Source organism: Stappia sp. ICDLI1TA098 (genome assembly GCF_054880955.1).
This window is the reverse complement of sequence record NZ_JBTZBT010000002.1, coordinates 871,424-891,391: the sequence shown is the minus strand read 5'-3', so window position 1 is coordinate 891,391 and position 19,968 is coordinate 871,424. Positions and strand designations below refer to the sequence as shown.

Below are 19,968 nucleotides of genomic sequence, written 5' to 3'. Positions count from 1 at the left end.
GATCGCGCCGCCTCTGCCGTTGCCTTGAATTTGCCACGGCCGATCGCGAGTGTTGTAGGAAGTCACAGGAGGTTGATCGGCTCATGCTCGAAATGTCGGCGCGCAAGGTCAAGGGCATCAAGGAAAAACTTGCCGACGAGGTGCGCTTCATCCGCAGCTGGGCGGAAAACCCGCTGACCACGGGAGCCGTAAGCCCGTCGGGGCCGGACCTGACGCGGCGCATGGCTTCCTTTCTTGAGGTCGACCGGCCGGGAAAGATCCTGGAAATCGGCCCGGGCACCGGTGTCGTCACCCGCGCCATCCTCGAGCGTGGCGTCGCTCCCGCGCGCGTCATCGCACTCGAGTACAACGAAAGCTTCTGCCAGCTCCTGCGTCGGCGCTATCCCGACATGGATGTGGTGAGCGGCGACGCCTATCGTCTTCGCGAGACGCTTGCCCATGTCGAGCCGCGATCGCTGGCGAGCATCGTCTCGTCCATGCCGCTGTTCTCGCGCCCCAAGGAAGAGCGTCGCGCCCTGCTCATGCAGGCGTTCGAGCTGATGCCGGCGGGCGCTCCCTTCATCCAGTTCTCCTATGCGCTTGTGCCGCCGATCGCGCCGGATCCGGACGTCTTCAGCATCGAGCGCTCCGGCTGGATCCTCAAGAACCTGCCGCCGGCGCGGGTCTGGGTCTACCGCGCCCACGCCTGAGCCAGAGGGGCGACAGGCGCCGGGATTACTCCGGCGCCGGTGTCACCCCGGCAACACCTGCGATTGCTTGATTACACCGAAGGCGAAGCTCGATTCGAGCGAGGCGATGCCCGGCAGCTTGTGCACGCGCCGGCGCATGAAATCCTCGTAGTCGGCGAGCGAGGCGACGACGACCTTGACCAGATAGTCCCGGTCGCCGGCCATCAGGTAGCACTCCATGATCTCGTCGATCCGCGCGACCGCCTGTTCGAAGGCCGCGACGGTCTGCTCCGTGTGCGGGCTGAGCTTGACCTGAAGAAACACCGTTACCGGCAGGCCGTAGGCTTCCTGGTCGACGATCGCCGCATAGCCCGAAATGATGCCCGCCTTTTCCAGGTTGCGCACCCGCCGCAGGCAGGGCGATGGCGAGAGCCCCGCCCGTTCGGAAAGTTCCTGTATCGTCTGGCGTCCGTCCCGTTGCAGTTCACGCAGGATCTTGCGGTCCGTATCGTCCATGCTTTTCTCCAGATTGGCAGGATCTGCCAAGAGTAGCCCCACTTGGAGCGGAGATAGCCGGAAAAATGCGCTGATACGCCCTTATTCTGACATCGGGAATGAGGGATACGCGGCGAGGGGCCGCGCCTCCCGCCACAGGAGAGCGAACGATGATCAGAAACCGCGAAGCAGGCTTTGCCACGCGCGCCATTCATCACGGTTACGACCCGATGCAGAACGAGGGCGCGCTCACGCCCCCGGTTCACATGACCTCGACCTTCGCCTTCGAGACGGCGGGCGAGGGCGGTGAGATGTTTGCCGGCGAGCGCGCGGGCCACGTCTACAGCCGGATCTCCAACCCCACCGTCTCCCTGCTGGAAGCCCGCATGGCAACGCTTGAGGGCGGCGAGGCCGCCGTTGCCACCGCCTCGGGCATGGGTGCTATCTCCTCGGTGCTGTGGACCTTTCTGGCGCCGGGCGACGAAGTGCTCGTCGACCAGACGCTCTATGGCTGCACCTTTTCCTTCCTGCATCACGGTCTGGCGAAATTCGGCGTCACCGTCACCCATGTGGACATGCGAGATCCCGCGAATGTCGCGGCGGCGCTGACCCCGTCGACGCGGCTCGTCTATTTCGAGACCCCGGCCAATCCGAACATGCGTCTCGTCGACATCGCGGCGGTGTCCGCCATCGCCCGCAAGGCCGGCCTGCGCACGGTGGTCGACAACACCTACTCCACGCCCGTGCTGACAAGGCCTCTGGAACTGGGTGCCGACATCGTCGTCCACTCCGCCACCAAGTATCTGGGCGGTCACGGCGATCTCGTCGCCGGGGTTGCCATCGGTTCGGCGGACGACATGCAGGAGGTGCGCCTTTTCGGCCTCAAGGACATGACCGGCGCGGTGATGGCGCCGCTTACCGCCCATCTGGTGCTGCGCGGCCTCAAGACGCTGGAGCTGCGCATGGAGCGGCATTGTGCCAGCGCGCGGACCGTTGCCGAGGCGCTTGAGGCCCATCCGGCGGTGGCGCGGGTGTTCTATCCGGGGCTGGCGACCTTCGCGCAGCATGATCTCGCCTGTCGGCAGATGCGCGGTTTTGGCGGTATGATCGCACTCGAACTCAAAGGCGGCTTTGCCGCTGGAATGGAATTCCTCGACGGGCTCTGCCTGGTTACCCGAGCCGTCAGCCTGGGCGATGCCGAAACGCTGGCGCAGCACCCCGCCAGCATGACCCATTCGACTTACACGCCCGAGGAACGCGCGCACCACGGAATTTCCGACGGCCTCGTGCGCATCTCGGTCGGGCTGGAATCGATCGACGACATTCTCGCCGACTTGATGCAAGCGCTCGACCGTGTCCGCCGCGTTGCGGCCTGACGGGAACGGCAGGTGCGAATTTTCGCGAGAATTGCCGAAATGGGGGATAAAATTTCAATTCATGGCAGTGGGTGCGGCTGATATGGATCAGAAATTACCCGGATGCGCCCGATAAGGTCGGGCGCATCTGCCATGATCGGAGGAGAAGGCAAAGCTCATGGATGCCGCGCGCAAGGCCGAACTGAAGGCCATCGAAAAGAAGCTGCTCTGGCTCGCCTGCTGGACGGTGCACAATGCCAACCACCTGCGGGAGAAGGGGGATGGCCTCAAGGTGGGCGGCCACCAGGCGTCCTGTGCCTCCATGGTATCGATCATGACGGCGCTCTACTTCGCCGTGCTGCGCCCGCAGGACCGGGTGGCGGTGAAGCCGCATGCCTCGCCGCTCTTCCATGCCATGCAGTATCTCGCCGGCAACCAGACGCGCGAAAAGCTGGAGGCGTTTCGCGCCTTTGGCGGCGCACAGTCCTATCCAAGCCGCACCAAGGACATCGACGATGTCGATTTTTCCACTGGCTCGGTCGGTCTCGGCGTCGCGATCACCGCGTTCTCGTCAATGATCCAGGATTATCTCGCGGCGAAATCCTGGGCGGGTGAGCGGCCCGAGGGGCGCATGGTGGCGCTTGTCGGCGACGCCGAGCTCGACGAGGGCAACGTCTACGAGGCCTTGCAGGAAGGGTGGAAACACGACCTGCGCAACACCTGGTGGGTGATCGACTACAACCGCCAGAGCCTCGACGGCGTCGTGCGCGAGGGGCTGGCCGGGCGCATCGAGGCGATCTTCGGCGCGTTCGGATGGGACGTGGTGCGCATCAAGCATGGCGCCTTGCAGCGCGCCGCCTTCGCGGAAGCCGGCGGCGCTAATCTGCGCGACTGGATCGATACCTGTCCCAACGCGCTCTATTCGGCGCTGACCTTCCAGGGCGGCGCCGCCTGGCGCAAGCGCCTGCAGGACGACATCGGCGATCAGGGAGAGGTCAGCGCGCTGATCGACCGCAGGAGCGACGCAGAGCTGCAGGAACTGATGACCAATCTCGGCGGCCATTGCCTCGAGACACTGGCCGCGACCTTCGCCGAGCAGGCCCTTCACGACCGGCCGGTGGCCTTTGTCGCCTATACGATCAAGGGCTGGAACACGCCGCTTGCCGGTCACAAGGACAACCACGCCGGTCTGATGACACCGGCCCAGATGGATGGATTCCGTCAGGCGATGGGCGTGCGCGAGGGCCACGAATGGGCACCCGGCGAAGGGCTCGACATGAGCGACGAGGCAATCTGCCGTCTCGTTCGCGAAACGCCCTTCTTCGCACCGGGGCCGCGCCGGCACAGCGCCGACCGGATCGAGACGCCGGGGCCGCATTTCCTCGATGACAAGGTGCTTTCCACGCAGGCAGGCTTCGGCAAGATCCTCGACAGTCTCGCCAAGTCGGACCATCCGCTGGCCAGCCGCGTGGTGACCACCTCGCCGGACGTGACGGTTTCCACCAACCTCGGCCCCTGGGTGAACCGGCGCGGCCTCTTCGCCCGCGATGCGGTCGCCGACACGTTCCGCGACGAGCGCATTCCCTCGACGCAGAAGTGGGCGTTCTCCCCCGAGGGGCAGCATATCGAGCTCGGCATTGCCGAGATGAACCTGTTCCTGCTGCTGGGCGCGGCCGGCCTGTCGCACTCGCTCTTCGGCGAACGCCTCATTCCGGTCGGTACGCTCTACGATCCGTTCATCTCCCGCGGCCTCGATGCGCTGAACTATGCCTGCTATCAGGATGCGCGCTTCATGGTGGTGGGCACGCCCTCCGGCGTGACGCTGGCGCATGAGGGCGGCGCGCATCAGTCGGTCGGAACACCGCTCATCGGCATGAGCCAGGATGGCCTCGCCTCCTTCGAGCCGGCTTGGCTGGACGAGCTTTCGGTGATCATGGACTGGAGCTTCGACTATCTGCAGCGTGATGGCGACGCGGTTCATGACGAGCGCACCTGGCTGCGCGACGAGACGGGCGGCTCGGTCTACCTGCGGCTTTCGACACGCGCGCTGGAGCAGCCCATGCGCCGCGAGGACGAGGCCTTCCGGCGCGGCGTCATCGATGGCGCCTACTGGCTGCGCGAGCCGGGCCCGAACTGCGAGGTGGTGATCGCCTATCAGGGTGTTGTCGGGCCGGAGGCGATCGAGGCGGCGGGCCGCATCGGCTCCGACCGTCGCGACATCGGCGTGCTCGCGGTGACGTCGGCCGACCGGCTCAATGCCGGCTGGCACGCGGCTATGCGGATGCGCAAGCGCGGCGCGGGCGGGGCCATGAGCCACATCGAGCGTCTGCTGACGAAACTGCCGCCCCATTGCACGATGATCACCGTGCTTGACGGCCATCCGGCGACGCTCGGCTGGCTGGGGTCTGTCTGCGGCCACCGCACGGCGGCGCTCGGGGTCGAGCACTTCGGCCAGACCGGCACCATCGCCGACCTGCACCACCACTTCGGCATCGATGCGGATGCCATCGTCGCCGCGGCCTCGGAGCTTGCGCCCGGACGTCCGGTCCGCCTTGCCGCCCCGATCTGAAGGCAAAGCCCGCGAAAGACGGAAGAGGGCCGGTTCACCGGCCCTTTTTCTTGATCATTCGTTGCTTTATAAGCCGGCTTATCAAAGGCCGAGATCGGCGCGTTGCGCCCGTGTCAGCTTCGCCGCGATCAGCCGGTGTGCCTCCTCGATATGGGCAAGAAGATCGTCCTGCGACAGCGCTGCCGGCGCACGCACCTGCACCCACGACGCCCGGGCGAGATAGGGGGCGGGGACAATGCCCGGCAGCTCGGTCAGGATCGTGTAGCTGAGCTGCGAGCATTTGAACGAGATCGCGTCGACGCCGTTCGTCGCCCAGCTCGAGCAGATCGCGAAGATCTTGCCGCCAACCTTCCACACCGATGCCTCGCCCCATTGCACCACATGGGTGGTGGCGGGCAGACTTGCGCAGAAGGCATCGAATTCGTTGCGGGTCATCGTCGGCACGTTCCGTTCTGAAAAAGGGGAGATGACCCGTCCCGTCGTCGGCCTATATCCCGGTGACGGGGGGCTGCGGCCACCCCAGGCAAGGTCAGCTTGAAAAAGGAAATTTCATGAAGGATATCCGCATTCTCGTTCTTTCCGGCTCCATTCGCGCCGCCTCGTTCAACACCCGTCTCGCCGGATTGGTGGCGAAGCGCGCGGCGCTTGAGGGCGCTGACGTAGCGCAGATCTCGCTTGCCGACTATCCTCTGCCGATCTTCGACCAGGATCTGGAAAAGGAAAAGGGCGTTCCACAGGAAGCCCGGCGGCTGAAGACGCTGTTCCAGCGCCACGACGCTATCTTCATCGCATCTCCGGAATACAACACCGCAGTAACGCCGCTGCTGAAGAACACGCTCGACTGGGTGTCGCGCCTGTCCGATTCGGGCGAGCCGCCGGCTGCTGCCTTCAGGAACCGTGTCTTCGCATTGGGTGCGGCCTCGCCCGGTGCGTTGGGCGGCATTCGCGGGCTGATGGGCCTGCGCACCATCCTGGAAATCGGCCTCGGCGCGCTGGTGATTCCGGAGATGGTGACCGTTCCCAATGCAGGTTCCGCCTATGATGAACACGACGATCTGACCAATGAACGGGCCGGCGAAATGCTCAAGACGATGGTTGCGCGCATGATCGAGGAGGCGCGCCTGCGCAGGTAGCCTGGCCGCTTTGGGGCCGGCCTGCGGCATCGCCCCGGATTTGCAATCGCGACCCGGCCGCTTACATAGGCAGTCCGGAGAAGTCATGCGCAGCATGGTGCATGGCGCGACAGACAAGCAGACGAGGCGAAGATGCGCGGGCAAGACGATCCCACGGGCTGGCACGGCACGACGATCCTGAGCGTGCGCAAGGGCGGCAAGGTTGTGATCGCCGGCGACGGCCAGGTCTCGCTCGGCCAGACGGTGATCAAGGCGACGGCGCGCAAGGTGCGCCCCCTGGCCAAGGGCGAGGTGATCGCTGGTTTCGCCGGTGCCACAGCCGATGCCTTCACGCTGTTCGAGCGGCTTGAGGCGAAACTCGAGCAATACCCTGGCCAGCTCATGCGCGCTTGCGTCGAGCTTGCCAAGGACTGGCGAACGGACCGCTACCTGCGCCGGCTCGAGGCGATGATGCTTGTCGCCGACAAGTCCGTCTCGCTGGTGTTGACGGGAACTGGCGACGTGCTGGAGCCGGAAGGCGGTGTCATGGGGATCGGCTCGGGCGGCAACTACGCGCTGGCGGCCGCGCGCGCGCTCGTCGATACGGACCTCGAGGCCGAGGCCATCGCCCGCAAGGCGATGGCGATTGCCGGAGAGATCTGTGTCTACACCAACGGCAATCTGACCATCGAGACGCTGGATGCGGAGTAAGCAGGCGAGCGTGCCGGGAAAGCCGGGAGCGCGCGCATGAGCGCTCCCACGCACGCTGACCAGGCCGCTCCGGATCCGACGCCGCGACCGGTGGCGGGCCGCCGCGCCGAGCCTCTCGATCTGCAACGGCTGGATGACGCCGTCGCGGCTGGCGTCCTGTCTCAGGAGCAGGCTGGCCGGCTTGCGGATTTCTGGGTCGACGCGGGGGAAGACGACGACGTCTCGGTCAGCCACGTGGATGCGGAGGAGGTCCGCTTCGCGCGCGGCTTTCACGACGTCTTCATTGCGATTGGCATCGCTGTCTTGCTCTTCGGTCTTTCTTTTGCGCTGAGCGATGCCGTGTCGCTGGTTGTCTCGGCCGGTGTGGTTGCCGCGGTGATATGGGGACTTTCGGAGGTTTTCGCCCGCAGGATGCGGCTTGCCTTGCCGTCGTTCCTGCTGACGATCGCCTTCGCGCCCGCCTTTCTGCTGGCGGCGATCGGCCTCTCGAGCGGTGCAGACAATCCAGGCGACGCGCTGGCACGGCAGCCGGAGACGCTCCTGATGCTTCTGCCGACCTTCCTGGGCTTTGCCGGCGGGGCGCTTCACTATTGGCGGTTTCGCGTGCCCGTGGGCGTGGCGGTCATTGCCGCGACGCTCCTGCTGCTCGCGGCGGTCCCGGTGGAGGTGGCCGCGCCCGGCTTCCTGGGAGACCATCCGGCGACCTTCTCGCTGATTGCGGGGCTGGCCTGCTTCGCCGCGGCGATGCGGTTCGATGCCAGGGATCTGCGGCGGGCGACCGTTGCCAGCGACAAGGCCTTCTGGCTTCATCTGCTGGCGGCGCCGCTTATCGCTCATTCGGTTCTTGGCTATCTTTTCGATGAGCTTGCCACGCAGTCGGCGCTCGCTTCCGCCGTCGTCATCTGCTCCTTCCTGGCGCTCGCCTTCGTGGCGGTGGTGGTCGACCGGCGCGCCCTGCTCGTCTCCGGCCTCAGCTATTTCGGCGTCGCCATCGGGCAGTTGCTGGTCGAGGCCGATGTTTCCAGCGAGAGCGCGTTGGCCATGGCGCTGATCGTTCTTGGCGGCTTCATTCTGATTCTCGGGTCCGCCTGGCGGGTTGTGCGCCGCCTTGTCGGGCGGGCGGTCACCGCGACGCCGATTGCCCGATACGTCCCCGCATTTGACTGACTTCATCGAGGGAAAGACACGCAAATGACCAATCTGTCCCCCCGCGAGATCGTTTCCGAGCTCGACCGGCACATCATCGGCCAGAAGGACGCCAAACGCGCCGTGGCCATTGCGCTGCGCAACCGCTGGCGTCGCCAGCAGCTCGAGGAAGGGCTGCGCGAGGAGGTGATGCCGAAGAATATCCTGATGATCGGCCCAACGGGCGTCGGCAAGACCGAGATCGCCCGTCGGCTTGCAAAGCTCGCCCATGCGCCGTTCGTCAAGGTCGAGGCGACCAAGTTCACCGAGGTCGGCTATGTCGGCCGTGATGTCGACCAGATCGTGCGCGACCTGGTCGAGGCCGGCGTCGCGCTGGTGCGCACCGCCAAGCGCAAGGCGGTGGAGGCCAAGGCCCATCTCCAGGCCGAGGAGCGTGTGCTCGATGCGCTGGTCGGCAAGAGCGCGAGCCCCGCGACGCGGGACAGCTATCGCAAGAAGCTGCGCGACGGCGAACTCGACGACAAGGAGATCGAGATCCAGGTCCGGGCGCAGCCGCAGATGCCGAGTTTCGACATTCCGGGCATGCCCGGCGGCAACGTCGGGGTGATGAACCTCTCCGACATGCTGGGCAAGGCACTCGGCGGTCAGACCAAGCCGCGCCATGTCAACGTGCGCGACAGCTACCAGCTCCTCATAGAGCAGGAAGCGGATGCGCTGCTCGACGAGGAGAAGCTGACGGCGGAGGCGATCGACCTCGTGGAGAACTCCGGCATCGTCTTCCTTGACGAGGTCGACAAGATCTGTGCCCGGGGCGAGCGCTCCGGCGGCGATGTGTCGCGCGAGGGCGTGCAGCGCGACCTGCTGCCGCTGATCGAGGGCACGGTGGTGTCCACCAAACACGGGCCGGTGAAGACCGACCATATCCTGTTCATCGCCTCGGGCGCCTTCCATGTCGCCAAGCCGTCGGATCTGCTGCCGGAGCTGCAGGGCCGACTGCCGATCCGCGTCGAACTGCGCGCTCTGACCAAGGATGATTTCCGCGCCATCCTCACGGATACGGAGGCAAGCCTCATCAAGCAGTATGTGGCTCTGCTGGCGACCGAATCGGTGGAACTCGAGTTCACCGACGACGCCATCGCGGAAATCGCCTCCATTGCCGTCGACCTCAACGCCACGGTCGAGAACATCGGCGCGCGCCGCCTGCAGACGGTGATGGAACGCGTGCTCGACGAGATTTCCTACACCGCGCCCGACCTTGGCGAAAAGAAGGTCGTCATCGACGGCGACTTCGTGCGCGACAACATCGGCGAACTCGCCAAGAACATCGATTTGTCGAGGTTCATTCTGTGACGGGTGGTGGGATCTTCGGAAAACCGGCCGTCGTCGTCCGGCCTGCGGCTCCATGCCGCTTGCCGCGACGCCGGCCCGATGGCAGCATGCGCGCATGGTAGCGATCCGAAAGAGTTTCGAGGACGGTCACAAGCGCAAGTTCCTGGTCGTCGTCGACGAGACCAGCGAGTGCGACAGGGCCATCGTCTATGCGGCCAAGCGAGCCGAGCGGACCGGTGGCACGGTGATCCTTCTCTATGTCGTGGCTCCGGGCGATTTTCAGCACTGGCTCGGGGTCGAGGACATCATGCGCGCCGAGGCGCACGAGGAGGCGACGACCTGCCTCTCGCGTGCCGCCGACCGGGTGCGGGCCGTCGCCCGCACCGAGCCGGAACAGGTGATCCGGGAAGGCAACAGGTCTGAGGAAATCCTCAACCTGATCGAGGATGACGCCGACATCGCCATTCTGGTGTTGGCGGCCGGCAGCAGCTCCGAGGGCCCCGGCCCGCTGGTCACAGCCATCGCCGGCAAGGGCGCGGCGAGTTTCCCGATCCCGGTGACCATCGTTCCGGGCACGCTCGACGACGAGGCAATCGCGGCTCTGGCCTGATCCGCAGCGATCTTCCTTCGGCAGGACGACCCTTCCGGGTGCCCACCTTCAGGAAAATACATAGTCTGGAACCATTCCAATCTGGTTTATCCGGGCCCGACCCTATATACTGGGGTCAACGACAGGCGGGAGACCGCCCGGTCAGGTGACAGCGCGCAAGACGGGTCATCTTGGCCGATGAGGATATCCGAGCGAGGATGCAACGGGACGCACCGGCATTCTCCGCGAACGAGGACGACCGACATGTTCATCCAGACAGAAGCCACGCCGAACCCGGCGACCCTGAAGTTCCTTCCCGGCCGCATCGTCCTGAGTGAGGGCACGATGGATTTCCGCAAGTCCGAGGACGCCAGCGCCTCGCCGCTGGCGCAGAAGCTGTTCGAGGTTTCCGGCATCGAGGGCATCTTCTTCGGCCATGACTTCATCTCCGTCACCAAGGGCGATGTCGACTGGCAGCACATCAAGCCGGCGGTGCTGGGTGCGATCATGGAGCATTTCATGTCCGGCGCGCCGGTCATGGCCAGCGAGGCCCTCGCCGACAGCGACGAGGAGTTCTTCGAGGACGGCGACGAGGAGACCGTTGGGACGATCAAGGAACTGATCGAGACCCGCGTTCGCCCGGCCGTTGCCCAGGACGGGGGCGATATCACCTTCCGCGGTTTCCGCGATGGGGTCGTCTATCTGTCGATGCGCGGCGCCTGCTCGGGTTGCCCATCGTCGACGGCGACCCTGAAGCACGGCATCCAGAACCTCCTGCGCCACTTCGTTCCCGAGGTGGAGGAAGTTCGCGCCCTCTGAGGCTTCCCCCCCACCGAAATCGAGAGGGCCCGGCCGCAAGGCTGGGCCTTTTCCGTTTCAGGGGCTTTCGGCTTGCCGCCTTCGCCTGCGTCGACTAAGGGCAGGTCACTATCAATAGGTCTGATCGACGGACCTCAGCGAAACTGGTTTGCTCCTGCCATGCGCCTGCTCGCCCTCGACACCTCTCTCGATGCCTGCTCGGTCGCCGTCCTCGACGGCGCGGGAGAAGACGCGCGCCTGACACAGGCGAGCGAGGTGCTCGGGCGCGGCCATGCGGAGCGGCTGATGGCGATGATCGGCGAGGTCATGGCGGAGGCGGGAGCTACCTTCGCGAGCCTCGATCGCATTGCCGTGACGACGGGGCCGGGCAGCTTCACGGGGCTGCGGGTCGGCCTTTCGGCAGCGCGCGGCATCGCTCTGGTGGTTGGCGCACCGGCCGTCGGCGTCACCACGCTGGCGGCGCTGGCCGAGGCGGGACGCCGCAGCGCGGCCTTCGATCCGGCCCGTCCGGTCCATGCCGTCATCGCTGCCAAGGGAAATGAGGTCTATGTGCAGGGCTTCGCCGGCGACGGAACGCCGCTCGATGCCCCGCGGGTTGCGGAGGTCTCGGCTCTTGCCGCCGCCCTGGCCGAGGGCGATCAGCTTTTCGGCAGCGGCGCGGCCAGCGTTGCAACATGCGCCGCGCAGCGCGGCCTCGTCGTTCTTGGCGATGCCGGCTGGCCGGACATTTGCTGCGTGGCGCGACTGGGGCGTGCGGCCGCCGCCCCGGAGGGGCCGCCTGAACCGCTTTACCTGCGACCGCCGGACGCCAAGCCGGCGGTTCGCGACACGAGATTGCTGGCGTGAAGGGGGTTGCTGCATGAGCATGTGGTGGTTTGCCACGCCGGCACCGGTTCTCGAGGAGGCGGTGTTCGAGGACTTCCCGGACCTCGCCGATCTGCACGAGCGCTCGTTTTGCCTCTCCTGGGGCGCGGATGAACTGTCGCGGCTCGCCACGCAGCCCGGTGTTTTCGTGCTCAAGGCACGGCGCGACAGCGTGCTGGGGAGCCGTGCGGCGCTTGGCTTTGCCGTGGTGCGCGTCGCCGCCGACGAGGCGGAGATCCTGACCATTGCCGTCGATCCGCGCCAGCGCCGGCGCGGCATCGGTGCCAAGCTGCTGCGCGCCGTTTTCCAGCGGCTTTATGCAGATCGGGTGGCGATGCTGTTTCTGGAGGTCGATGCGGCCAATGAAGCCGCCCTTGCCCTTTATCGCCGCCTCGGATTTCGCCAGGTGGGCGAACGCCGGGGGTATTACCAGGCGAGCGAGGGCGACGGCGGCGCGCTTGTCATGCGCATCGATCTGGCGTAATCGGCAAGGCGACGAGGGTTCCCTCCGCCCGCCCGCCGGGCAGCGAGGCAGGCCGCAAGAGGACAGGCGAGATGACCGATACCGGTTCCCCCCGCTCCGCTCCCCCGCATTCGCGCGAGCCAGCCCCCGGCAGCGCGCAGACGCTTGAGGAGCAGTGCATTGCCAAGGGCATGCGCATGACCGAGCAGCGGCGCACCATTGCCGGCGTGATCGAGGACGCGAGCGACCATCCGGATGTGGAGGAGCTCTACCGTCGCGCCGTCGAGCAGGATTCGCGTATTTCGATTTCCACCGTCTATCGCACGGTGAAGCTGTTCGAGGACGCGGGCATCATCGAGCGTCACGATTTCCGCGACGGACGGGCGCGCTACGAGACAGTGCCGGACGAGCACCACGACCACCTCATCGACCTGAAGACCGGTCGGGTGATCGAGTTCCGCAACGAGGAGATCGAGCGGCTGCAGGAGACCATCGCCCGCAGCCTCGGCTTCCGGCTTGTCGACCACCGCCTCGAACTCTACGGCGTGCCGCTGGGAACCAAGGAACGGGAGTAGGGACATGGCGCGGCTGCGGGCGGTCCTGGTGCTGGGGATCCTGACGGCGATTACCCTGCCGCTCATCCCGGTCCAGTGGCTTGCGATGAAGACCGGCGGCCAGGTGAAGCGTCGGCTGCCGGTCGTCTGGCACCGCATGGCCTGCGCGCTTGTCGGCATCCGTGTCCGTGAGGTCGGCAGTCCGGCCGCGGGGCGACCGCTGCTGATCGCCGCAAACCACGTTTCCTGGATCGACATCACCGTTCTCGGTGGTCGCATGCCGCTGTCCTTCGTGGCCAAGTCCGAGGTGGCCGGCTGGCCAGTCTTCGGTCTTTTCGCAAAGCTCCAGCGCTCGGTGTTCGTCGATCGCCAGCGGCGCAGCGCCACCGGCCGCACCGCGCAGGAACTGGGCACCCGTCTTGCCGCCGGAGACGCCATGGTGCTCTTCGCCGAGGGGACCTCCAGCAGCGGCAACGAGGTTCTGGCATTCCGTTCGGCATTGATCGGCGCTGCCCGCCATGCGGTCGCCGGCGAGGGCGATGATGTCTGGATCCAGCCGCTGGCGCTTGCCTACACCCATCTTCACGGACTTCCGATGGGACGCCAGTTCCGCAATCATGTCGCCTGGTACGGCGACATGGAGATGGTGCCACATTTCATGAATGTGGTCCGGCAGGGCGGAATCGACGTGACCGTCGTCTGGGGCGAGCCCTTGCGGGTATCGCCGGGCGAGGATCGCAAGGCGCTGGCGCTTCGCCTCGAGCGCAGCGTGCGTGACATGGCGGCCGGGGCCCTTGCCGGACGGCCGCTGGGGCCCCATCTCGTGGCAAGCGCGGAAGATCGCGGGGCGCGGGAGGTCGGTGCGGCGGCGCCCGAACCGGCGGGATCGCCTGACGCGGGCGCGCCCCCTATTCTCAAGCGCGCCAAAAACGGCTAAAGCAGGCCCGCTTTCAATCGCGTTTGCCGCTGACACGAATATAGAAGGGGGGCTTGGACCCGCCCGGAGACAGGATGACCGACGAGACCTCCACCGCCCTGGACGCTTCCCCCGCCGAGGCGACGGCCCTGCCGCGCGTCGGGGCGACGCCGCGCCGTGTCTTCGTCAAGACCTACGGCTGCCAGATGAATGTCTACGACAGCGAGCGCATGACCGACGCGCTGGCGCCGGAAGGCTTCGAGGCGACGCAGAGCGCTGAGGATGCCGATCTCATCATCCTCAACACCTGCCACATTCGCGAGAAGGCGGCGGAGAAGATCTATTCGGAGCTTGGCCGTCTGCGCAAGCTCAAGGCGGAGCGTGCCGAGCAGGGCAAGGCGACGGTGATCGGGGTTGCCGGCTGCGTCGCCCAGGCGGAAGGCGAGGAGATTTCCCGCCGCGCGCCGGTGGTCGATCTCGTCTTCGGGCCGCAGACCTATCACCGCCTGCCGGAGCTTCTGCGCCGGGCGGGCACGGGAGAGAATGTCGTCGAGACCGACTTCGAGGTCGAGGACAAGTTTCGCCATCTGGCAACGCCTGCGCCGGCGCGCGACGGCAAGCGCGCGCTCACAGCCTTTCTCACCGTTCAGGAAGGCTGCGACAAATTCTGTACCTTCTGTGTGGTGCCCTACACCCGCGGCGCCGAGGTCTCGCGTTCCGTCGAGCAGATCGTCGCGGAGGCCGAGCGGCTGACCGCGCGCGGCGTGCGCGAGGTGACGCTGCTCGGGCAGAACGTCAACGCCTGGCACGGCGCGGGCGCGGATGGTCGCACCTGGGGGCTCGGGGAGCTGCTGCGTCGGCTCGCCGGCATCGAGGGGCTCGACCGGCTGCGCTACACCACCAGTCATCCCCGTGACATGGACGATGCGCTGATCGAGGCGCATCGCGACCTGCCGCAGGTCATGCCCTATCTGCATCTTCCCGTTCAGTCTGGCTCGGACCGCATTCTCAAGGCGATGAACCGCAAGCATGGGCGCGAGGACTATTTCCGCCTCGTCGACCGGATTCGCGCGGCGCGCCCGGACCTGGCGCTTTCGGGCGACTTCATCGTCGGTTTCCCCGGCGAGACCGATGCTGACTTCCGCGACACGATGGATCTGGTGGAAAGGGTCGGCTACGCTTCCGCCTTCACCTTCAAGTACAGCCCGCGTCCCGGTACGCCCGGCGCAAGCATGGGCGATCAGGTGCCGGAGGACGTGAAGACCACGCGCCTGCATGAGCTGCAGGCGCTCATCGCCGCCCAGCAGGCCGGCTTCAACGCCTCGATGGTCGGGCGCCGCTGTGAGGTCCTGTTCGAAAAGCCGGGCCGTAACGCGGGTCAGATCGCCGGGCGGTCGCCCTGGCTGCAGCCGGTTCTGGTCGACGGCCCGGAGAGCCTGATCGGCCGGATTCTTGCGGTGGAAATCACCGGAACCGGTGCGAATTCCCTGTTCGCCGAGGTGGTGACAGGGCACAATGACCCCGTCGCAACCTCAGCCTCGGCGTAAGGTGGACCGACGCGGCGGGGCGTCAGGAGACAGGATGTCAGGAGAAGCCGTTTGACCGGCGACAGCCGGACCCCCAGCCGGAACGGCAACCGCGACGCGGTTCCCGCCTCCGACATGACGCATGTCGTGCTGGCCTTCGACGACAATCGTCTTGTTGGCGATCTCTTCGGCCAGTTCGACCAGAACCTCGCGCTGATCGAGCAACGGCTCGGCGTGGACGCGGTGGCCCGTGGCAATCAGGTGATCATCAAGGGACGGCATTCCGGCTGCGAGCAGGCTCGCCGCGCGCTGGAGGCGCTTTACGCGCGTCTGCAGCAAGGGCAGGAGCTGCATCCGGGTGACGTCGAAGGCGCGCTGCGGATGGCGGCGGCAGAGGAGGCGCAACTGGATCTCCCGACCTTCGAGCGGCGGTCGCATCTCGCGTTCGCCCAGATCTCGACCCGGCGCAAGACGGTGCTCGCACGCACCCCGGCGCAGGATGCCTACATTCGCGCGATGGACCGTTGCGACCTGACGTTCGGCGTCGGTCCGGCGGGCACAGGCAAGACCTTCCTGGCGGTTGCCTATGCGGCCGCACTTCTGGAGCGCGGAGATGTCGCGCGCCTGATCCTGTCGCGACCGGCGGTCGAGGCGGGCGAGCGGCTCGGCTTCCTGCCTGGTGACCTGAAGGAGAAGATCGATCCGTACCTGCGCCCGCTCTACGACGCTCTCTACGAGATGATGCCGGCGGAAAAGGTCGAGCGCGGCTTGCAGTCGGGCATGATCGAGGTCGCGCCGCTGGCCTTCATGCGCGGGCGCACGCTCTCCAACGCGGCGGTGATCCTCGACGAGGCGCAGAACACCACCTCGATGCAGATGAAGATGTTCCTGACCCGTCTCGGCGAGAATTCGCGGATGATCATCACCGGCGATCCGAGCCAGGTCGACCTGCCACCCGGGCAGATTTCCGGTCTGCGCGAGGCGCTGGGCCTTCTGGAAGGCGTCGAGGGTGTGGCGACGGTGCGCTTTTCCGACGTCGACGTCGTTCGTCACGAGCTTGTGGCGCGTATCGTGCGGGCCTATGACGCGGCCGGTCGCGAGGCTTCGGAGCGGGCGGAAGCGGCGGCTGCAGGCGGCAATGTTCCGGCGCAACCCGAGCGGCGTCCGCGGGAGCCGCGCGCATGAACCCTGCCCGGGAAACGGGATCCGACGTGACGCTTCCCGAGATCGATCTCGCCATCGAGGCCGATGGATGGGGCGACGAGGACGAACTTGAGGCGCTCGTCGCGCGCGCGGTTGCCGCCGCGTGCCGGATCGCGGCGCTCCGGTTGCTGCCGGGGGCGGAGCTCTCGGTGGTGCTTGCCGACGATGCCCGCGTGCGCGAGCTCAATCGCGAGTGGCGGGGCAAGGACACGGCGACCAACGTTCTGTCCTTCCCGGGTGGAGACGAAGACAAGCCTCCCTATGGCCCGTTGCTCGGCGATCTCATTCTGGCGCGCGAGACGGTCGTGCGCGAGGCGGGGGAGATGGATCTCGCCTTTTTCGATCATCTGACGCATCTTGTGGTGCACGGGTTCCTTCACCTTTTCGGTTACGATCACCACATGGATGACGAAGCCGAGGAGATGGAAGATCTCGAGAGGCGGATTCTCGCGACGCTTGGCATCGCGGACCCCTATCTCGATCCGCCCGGCACCGATGATGACATGGAGAACAGGTTCCCCGGCCGTGCCGGGTGACAAATACGAGATGAACGACTCCGAGGCCCGAAGTTCCGAGACTTCTTCCGCTCCCCGTCAGACGGGAGGCGAAGCCGCCCCCGGCGAAGAGACCGCCACAGATCCGGCCAGTCCAGCGCGGCGACGGACAGATCCCTTTTCACTTGCGCCGTTCCGCCTTTTCAGGGAATGGCGGAGACGTGTGCTCGCCATGGTGCGCGGGCTCGTCGTGTCCCGGCGCTACGGTCCCGCGTCACTGCGCCAGAACCTTCAGGACGAGCTTGCCCGCGATGCCGGGCCGAGCACCAGCTTCACGCCTGAAGAGCGGATTCTGCTGTCCAACATCCTGCGTCTGCGCGAGCTGCGCGTGGATGACGTCATGGTTCCGCGCGCCGACATCGATGCGGTCGAGGACACGGTCTCGCTCGGTCGGCTGATGGATGTATTCCGCGAGTCCGGCCATTCGCGCATGCCGGTCTATCGCGAGGGTCTCGACGATCCGCGCGGTATGGTCCACATCAAGGATCTGGTGGCCTATTTCTACGCGCGTTCGACCAATGGCGCGCCGCGCGAGACGGAGGCCGGGTCGAACAGCGAGATCGACCTGGATCTGTCGCAGGTGGATCTTTCCACTCCGCTTTCCGAGGCCGGGATTATTCGCTCCGTGCTTTTCGTGCCCCCCTCCATGCCCGCGACGGATCTGATGACCCGCATGCAGGCCGACCGCGTTCAGATGGCCCTGGTCATTGACGAATATGGCGGAACGGAAGGTCTCGTTTCGCTCGAGGACATCGTCGAGACGGTCTTTGGCGACATCGAGGATGAGCACGACGAGGACGAGGAGGCGATGATCGAAAAGTCCGGCGACGGCATCTGGACCGCCGATCCGCGCGTGCCGATCGAGGAGGTCGAGGAGGCGCTCGGCACCGATTTCCAGCTTGGCGACCTTGCCGAGGAGGTCGATACGCTCGGCGGCCTCGTCTTCTCGCTGGTCGGGCGCGTTCCGGTGCGCGGCGAGCTTCTCGCCGCCCGTGAACTGCCGGGCTATGAGTTCGAGGTTCTCGATGCCGACCCGCGTCGCATCAAGCGCCTGCGGATCCGCGCCCGCCGGCCCGAGGCTCGTGGCGTGGACGCACGCCGGCGGGTGCGCCGACCCGATGCTGCCTCCTGAGAGTGCTGAAGCGGCAACGCCGGGCGGGCTGACCGCCGGTTCCGCAATGCGCGGCTCTTGACCCTGGAAGCGCTGGCGAGGATCGTCCGTGAACGCGCGGGCGATTCGTTTTGGCCGGGCCTGGCGGGACCCCGCTCGTCGCGCCGCATGGCGGATGCCGCATGAGCGGTCGCGCCGCTGCGCATGGCGCGCAACCAACAGGAGCTGCGGCAGTGCTGCGAGTGGCGCAGGTGTTTCTTCTTGCCGACGGCTGGCGTCGGTGGCTTCTGTCCCTTCTGCTTGGCGCGCTGTCCGCGCTTGCCATGCCGCCGGTCGGCGCCTTTCCCGTCCTTGCCGTCTCTTTCCCGGGCCTTGTCTGGCTCATCGATGGCGCCATGCAGGTCGGGGTGCCGCGCCGGGCAAGGTTCAGGCCTGCGCTGGCCATCGGCTGGTGGTTTGGCTTTGGCTTTCATCTGGCCGGCCTTTGGTGGATCGGTCGCGCCTTTTTGGTGGAAGCCGACGTCTTCGCCTGGATGATCCCGCTCGCGGTTGTCGCCCTGCCGGCCGGGCTGGCGCTGTTCACCGGGCTCTCGGTTGCGGTCGCCGGTCTGTTCTGGCGTGACGGCTGGGACAGGATGCTGGTGCTTGCGCTGTCGCTTGCCTGCGGCGACTGGCTGCGCGGCCATGTGCTGACGGGGTTCCCCTGGAACGTGTGGGCCCATGCATTCTCAGGCGTGACGGCGCTGGCCCAACCGGTTTCCGTGATCGGCCTCTACGGGCTCTGCTTTGTCGTCGCCCTGATCTTTTGCGGCCTGGCCGGTCTTGCAGATGGCTCCCGCGGCGGTCGTCGCATGGCTGTGTTTTCCATCTCGCTCTTCATCGCGGTCGCGGGGCTGGGCGCTGCCCGTCTCGCGCTGACGCAGGTGCCGGAACCGCAGCCCGTGGCGCTGCGCCTCGTTCAGCCCTCCATTCCGCAGGAAGAGAAGTGGTTGCCGGAAAACCGCGCCCGCGTCTTCGAGACCTATCTGGAGATGAGCCGCGCGCCCTGGCGCGACGAGCTGGGGGAGAGCGGAACGGACACGTTGCCGCGCCTCGTCATCTGGCCGGAGTCCGCGCTTCCCTTCCTGCTGACGGAAACCCCCGACGCGCTGGCGGCCATCGCCGCGCTGCTCGGCCCGCGCGACACGCTGGTGACCGGAGCAGTTCGCGCCAGCGTCGAGGACGGCGGTCGCGTTTTCTACAACAGCGTTTATGTGCTCGGCGGCGACGGCGAGATCCGTGACGCCTACGACAAGGTGCATCTGGTTCCCTTCGGAGAGTATCTGCCGCTCAAGCCCTGGCTCGAGGCGATCGGGCTCACCAAGCTTGTGCCGCTGCCCGGCGAATTCCGGGCTGGGTTCCGTCCGCGCCTTCTGGCTCCGGTCGAAGGTCCGTCGTTTCTGCCGATGATCTGCTACGAGGCGATTTTCCCCGTTGTTGCGGAAGGACTTCCCGAGCATCCGGGCTTTCTCCTCAACGTCACCAATGACGCATGGTTTGGGGAGACCGCCGGCCCCTACCAGCATTTCGCCTTGTCGCGAATGCGCGCGATCGAACAAGGGCTTCCGCTGGTCAGGGTTGCGAACACCGGGATTTCCGCGGTGGTGGATCCGCTCGGCCGGGTCATCGCGAGCCGCTCTCTCGGCGTCACGGACAGGATTGACATCCGCCTTCCATCGGCAATGAAGCCGATAACGTCGGAAATAATACGACAAAAGGCATTGTTAATTATCCTGATTCTTTCGCTTGGACTCCTTGTCGTGACGCGATACGTAGGGGATGCGCGTAATGATTGACGAGTCGACGCGCGGCACGGCATCATAACAACCGCATCCGCGCGTATCGTACAGCGGGTTGTAGTCTGTGAAACTGCCGTGAAGAAAACGTGCCGGCACCTCGTCGCCGGGGGGGTGGTGAACGCGCGTTGGCAGTTCTTTATTGATGT

At 66.2% G+C, this 19,968-nt stretch carries 20 protein-coding genes; 18 read left to right on the top strand and 2 right to left on the bottom strand.

Annotation, left to right across the window (positions count from 1 at the left end; genetic code table 11):
• Nucleotides 1-83 precede the first annotated feature (83 nt).
• The gene (locus tag ACSLUQ_RS14370; RefSeq protein WP_461808905.1) at nucleotides 84-689 is read left to right on the top strand and encodes a class I SAM-dependent methyltransferase; all 606 of its coding nucleotides are present in this window, start codon (nucleotides 84-86) and stop codon (nucleotides 687-689) included.
• Between the two features lie 42 nt (nucleotides 690-731).
• Here the strand turns inward: ACSLUQ_RS14370 and ACSLUQ_RS14365 are convergent, their stop codons facing one another.
• Nucleotides 732-1,184 carry an Lrp/AsnC family transcriptional regulator gene (locus ACSLUQ_RS14365; RefSeq protein ID WP_417771852.1) on the bottom strand — a complete coding sequence of 151 codons (453 nt, stop codon included), beginning with the start codon at nucleotides 1,182-1,184 and terminating at the stop codon, nucleotides 732-734.
• Between the two features lie 149 nt (nucleotides 1,185-1,333).
• Here ACSLUQ_RS14365 and ACSLUQ_RS14360 point away from each other — a divergent pair, with 149 nt between their 5' ends.
• Nucleotides 1,334-2,539 (top strand): methionine gamma-lyase, encoded by a 1,206-nt coding sequence (locus tag ACSLUQ_RS14360; RefSeq protein ID WP_461808904.1) that lies wholly within the window; start codon nucleotides 1,334-1,336, stop codon nucleotides 2,537-2,539.
• Nucleotides 2,540-2,696: 157 nt separating this feature from the next.
• The gene (locus tag ACSLUQ_RS14355; protein WP_461808903.1) at nucleotides 2,697-5,087 is read left to right on the top strand and encodes a 1-deoxy-D-xylulose-5-phosphate synthase N-terminal domain-containing protein; all 2,391 of its coding nucleotides are present in this window, start codon (nucleotides 2,697-2,699) and stop codon (nucleotides 5,085-5,087) included.
• A gap of 81 nt (nucleotides 5,088-5,168) precedes the next feature.
• Here the strand turns inward: ACSLUQ_RS14355 and ACSLUQ_RS14350 are convergent, their stop codons facing one another.
• Nucleotides 5,169-5,522 (bottom strand): MmcQ/YjbR family DNA-binding protein, encoded by a 354-nt coding sequence (locus ACSLUQ_RS14350; protein ID WP_417771855.1) that lies wholly within the window; start codon nucleotides 5,520-5,522, stop codon nucleotides 5,169-5,171.
• Nucleotides 5,523-5,638: 116 nt separating this feature from the next.
• Between ACSLUQ_RS14350 and ACSLUQ_RS14345 the strand changes: the two genes are divergently transcribed.
• The 15 genes from ACSLUQ_RS14345 to lnt all read left to right on the top strand — a co-directional run bounded on the left by ACSLUQ_RS14345 (nucleotide 5,639) and on the right by lnt (nucleotide 19,819).
• Nucleotides 5,639-6,220 (top strand): NADPH-dependent FMN reductase, encoded by a 582-nt coding sequence (locus tag ACSLUQ_RS14345; RefSeq protein ID WP_461808902.1) that lies wholly within the window; start codon nucleotides 5,639-5,641, stop codon nucleotides 6,218-6,220.
• A gap of 132 nt (nucleotides 6,221-6,352) precedes the next feature.
• Entirely contained in the window at nucleotides 6,353-6,910 is a 558-nt protein-coding gene (hslV, locus tag ACSLUQ_RS14340; RefSeq protein WP_417771857.1) for an ATP-dependent protease subunit HslV, read from the top strand.
• Between the two features lie 36 nt (nucleotides 6,911-6,946).
• Nucleotides 6,947-8,077 (top strand): hypothetical protein, encoded by a 1,131-nt coding sequence (locus ACSLUQ_RS14335; protein ID WP_461808901.1) that lies wholly within the window; start codon nucleotides 6,947-6,949, stop codon nucleotides 8,075-8,077.
• A 24-nt stretch (nucleotides 8,078-8,101) separates the two neighbouring features.
• Entirely contained in the window at nucleotides 8,102-9,406 is a 1,305-nt protein-coding gene (gene hslU, locus ACSLUQ_RS14330; RefSeq protein ID WP_417771859.1) for an ATP-dependent protease ATPase subunit HslU, read from the top strand.
• 94 nt (nucleotides 9,407-9,500) lie between these two features.
• Complete coding sequence (locus ACSLUQ_RS14325) at nucleotides 9,501-9,995, top strand: universal stress protein (protein WP_417771860.1); 495 nt, start codon at nucleotides 9,501-9,503, stop codon at nucleotides 9,993-9,995.
• Between the two features lie 243 nt (nucleotides 9,996-10,238).
• Complete coding sequence (locus ACSLUQ_RS14320) at nucleotides 10,239-10,793, top strand: NifU family protein (protein ID WP_417771861.1); 555 nt, start codon at nucleotides 10,239-10,241, stop codon at nucleotides 10,791-10,793.
• Between the two features lie 159 nt (nucleotides 10,794-10,952).
• Nucleotides 10,953-11,639 (top strand): tRNA (adenosine(37)-N6)-threonylcarbamoyltransferase complex dimerization subunit type 1 TsaB, encoded by a 687-nt coding sequence (gene tsaB / locus ACSLUQ_RS14315; protein WP_461808900.1) that lies wholly within the window; start codon nucleotides 10,953-10,955, stop codon nucleotides 11,637-11,639.
• Nucleotides 11,640-11,652: 13 nt separating this feature from the next.
• Nucleotides 11,653-12,141, top strand: coding sequence for a ribosomal protein S18-alanine N-acetyltransferase (rimI, locus tag ACSLUQ_RS14310; RefSeq protein ID WP_461808899.1), 489 nt, complete (start codon nucleotides 11,653-11,655; stop codon nucleotides 12,139-12,141).
• 170 nt (nucleotides 12,142-12,311) lie between these two features.
• Nucleotides 12,312-12,695, top strand: coding sequence for a Fur family transcriptional regulator (locus tag ACSLUQ_RS14305; RefSeq protein ID WP_417772155.1), 384 nt, complete (start codon nucleotides 12,312-12,314; stop codon nucleotides 12,693-12,695).
• Between the two features lie 4 nt (nucleotides 12,696-12,699).
• The gene (gene olsA / locus ACSLUQ_RS14300) at nucleotides 12,700-13,611 is read left to right on the top strand and encodes a lyso-ornithine lipid O-acyltransferase (RefSeq protein WP_417771864.1); all 912 of its coding nucleotides are present in this window, start codon (nucleotides 12,700-12,702) and stop codon (nucleotides 13,609-13,611) included.
• Between the two features lie 74 nt (nucleotides 13,612-13,685).
• Nucleotides 13,686-15,137 (top strand): tRNA (N6-isopentenyl adenosine(37)-C2)-methylthiotransferase MiaB, encoded by a 1,452-nt coding sequence (gene miaB, locus ACSLUQ_RS14295; protein ID WP_461808898.1) that lies wholly within the window; start codon nucleotides 13,686-13,688, stop codon nucleotides 15,135-15,137.
• Nucleotides 15,138-15,251: 114 nt separating this feature from the next.
• A complete protein-coding gene (locus ACSLUQ_RS14290; RefSeq protein WP_417772156.1) occupies nucleotides 15,252-16,301 on the top strand; it encodes a PhoH family protein in 1,050 nt (349 codons plus the stop codon).
• Entirely contained in the window at nucleotides 16,298-16,855 is a 558-nt protein-coding gene (gene ybeY, locus ACSLUQ_RS14285) for an rRNA maturation RNase YbeY (protein ID WP_461808897.1), read from the top strand. The genes ACSLUQ_RS14290 and ybeY overlap by 4 nt, the downstream gene beginning before the upstream one ends.
• 190 nt (nucleotides 16,856-17,045) lie before the next feature.
• Nucleotides 17,046-18,005: a hemolysin family protein gene (locus tag ACSLUQ_RS14280; protein WP_461808896.1), complete on the top strand. Its 960-nt coding sequence runs from the start codon at nucleotides 17,046-17,048 to the stop codon at nucleotides 18,003-18,005.
• A 161-nt stretch (nucleotides 18,006-18,166) separates the two neighbouring features.
• Entirely contained in the window at nucleotides 18,167-19,819 is a 1,653-nt protein-coding gene (gene lnt, locus ACSLUQ_RS14275; RefSeq protein WP_461808895.1) for an apolipoprotein N-acyltransferase, read from the top strand.
• Nucleotides 19,820-19,968 lie beyond the last annotated feature (149 nt).

Coding starts and splice junctions, on each gene's coding strand:
- ACSLUQ_RS14370 (WP_461808905.1), top strand. CDS start 84: ATGCTCGAAATGTCGGCGCGCAAGGTCAAGGGCATCAAGGAAAAACTT.
- ACSLUQ_RS14365 (WP_417771852.1), bottom strand. CDS start 1,184: ATGGACGATACGGACCGCAAGATCCTGCGTGAACTGCAACGGGACGGA.
- ACSLUQ_RS14360 (WP_461808904.1), top strand. CDS start 1,334: ATGATCAGAAACCGCGAAGCAGGCTTTGCCACGCGCGCCATTCATCAC.
- ACSLUQ_RS14355 (WP_461808903.1), top strand. CDS start 2,697: ATGGATGCCGCGCGCAAGGCCGAACTGAAGGCCATCGAAAAGAAGCTG.
- ACSLUQ_RS14350 (WP_417771855.1), bottom strand. CDS start 5,522: ATGACCCGCAACGAATTCGATGCCTTCTGCGCAAGTCTGCCCGCCACC.
- ACSLUQ_RS14345 (WP_461808902.1), top strand. CDS start 5,639: ATGAAGGATATCCGCATTCTCGTTCTTTCCGGCTCCATTCGCGCCGCC.
- hslV (WP_417771857.1), top strand. CDS start 6,353: ATGCGCGGGCAAGACGATCCCACGGGCTGGCACGGCACGACGATCCTG.
- ACSLUQ_RS14335 (WP_461808901.1), top strand. CDS start 6,947: ATGAGCGCTCCCACGCACGCTGACCAGGCCGCTCCGGATCCGACGCCG.
- hslU (WP_417771859.1), top strand. CDS start 8,102: ATGACCAATCTGTCCCCCCGCGAGATCGTTTCCGAGCTCGACCGGCAC.
- ACSLUQ_RS14325 (WP_417771860.1), top strand. CDS start 9,501: ATGGTAGCGATCCGAAAGAGTTTCGAGGACGGTCACAAGCGCAAGTTC.
- ACSLUQ_RS14320 (WP_417771861.1), top strand. CDS start 10,239: ATGTTCATCCAGACAGAAGCCACGCCGAACCCGGCGACCCTGAAGTTC.
- tsaB (WP_461808900.1), top strand. CDS start 10,953: ATGCGCCTGCTCGCCCTCGACACCTCTCTCGATGCCTGCTCGGTCGCC.
- rimI (WP_461808899.1), top strand. CDS start 11,653: ATGAGCATGTGGTGGTTTGCCACGCCGGCACCGGTTCTCGAGGAGGCG.
- ACSLUQ_RS14305 (WP_417772155.1), top strand. CDS start 12,312: ATGCGCATGACCGAGCAGCGGCGCACCATTGCCGGCGTGATCGAGGAC.
- olsA (WP_417771864.1), top strand. CDS start 12,700: ATGGCGCGGCTGCGGGCGGTCCTGGTGCTGGGGATCCTGACGGCGATT.
- miaB (WP_461808898.1), top strand. CDS start 13,686: ATGACCGACGAGACCTCCACCGCCCTGGACGCTTCCCCCGCCGAGGCG.
- ACSLUQ_RS14290 (WP_417772156.1), top strand. CDS start 15,252: ATGACGCATGTCGTGCTGGCCTTCGACGACAATCGTCTTGTTGGCGAT.
- ybeY (WP_461808897.1), top strand. CDS start 16,298: ATGAACCCTGCCCGGGAAACGGGATCCGACGTGACGCTTCCCGAGATC.
- ACSLUQ_RS14280 (WP_461808896.1), top strand. CDS start 17,046: ATGGTGCGCGGGCTCGTCGTGTCCCGGCGCTACGGTCCCGCGTCACTG.
- lnt (WP_461808895.1), top strand. CDS start 18,167: ATGAGCGGTCGCGCCGCTGCGCATGGCGCGCAACCAACAGGAGCTGCG.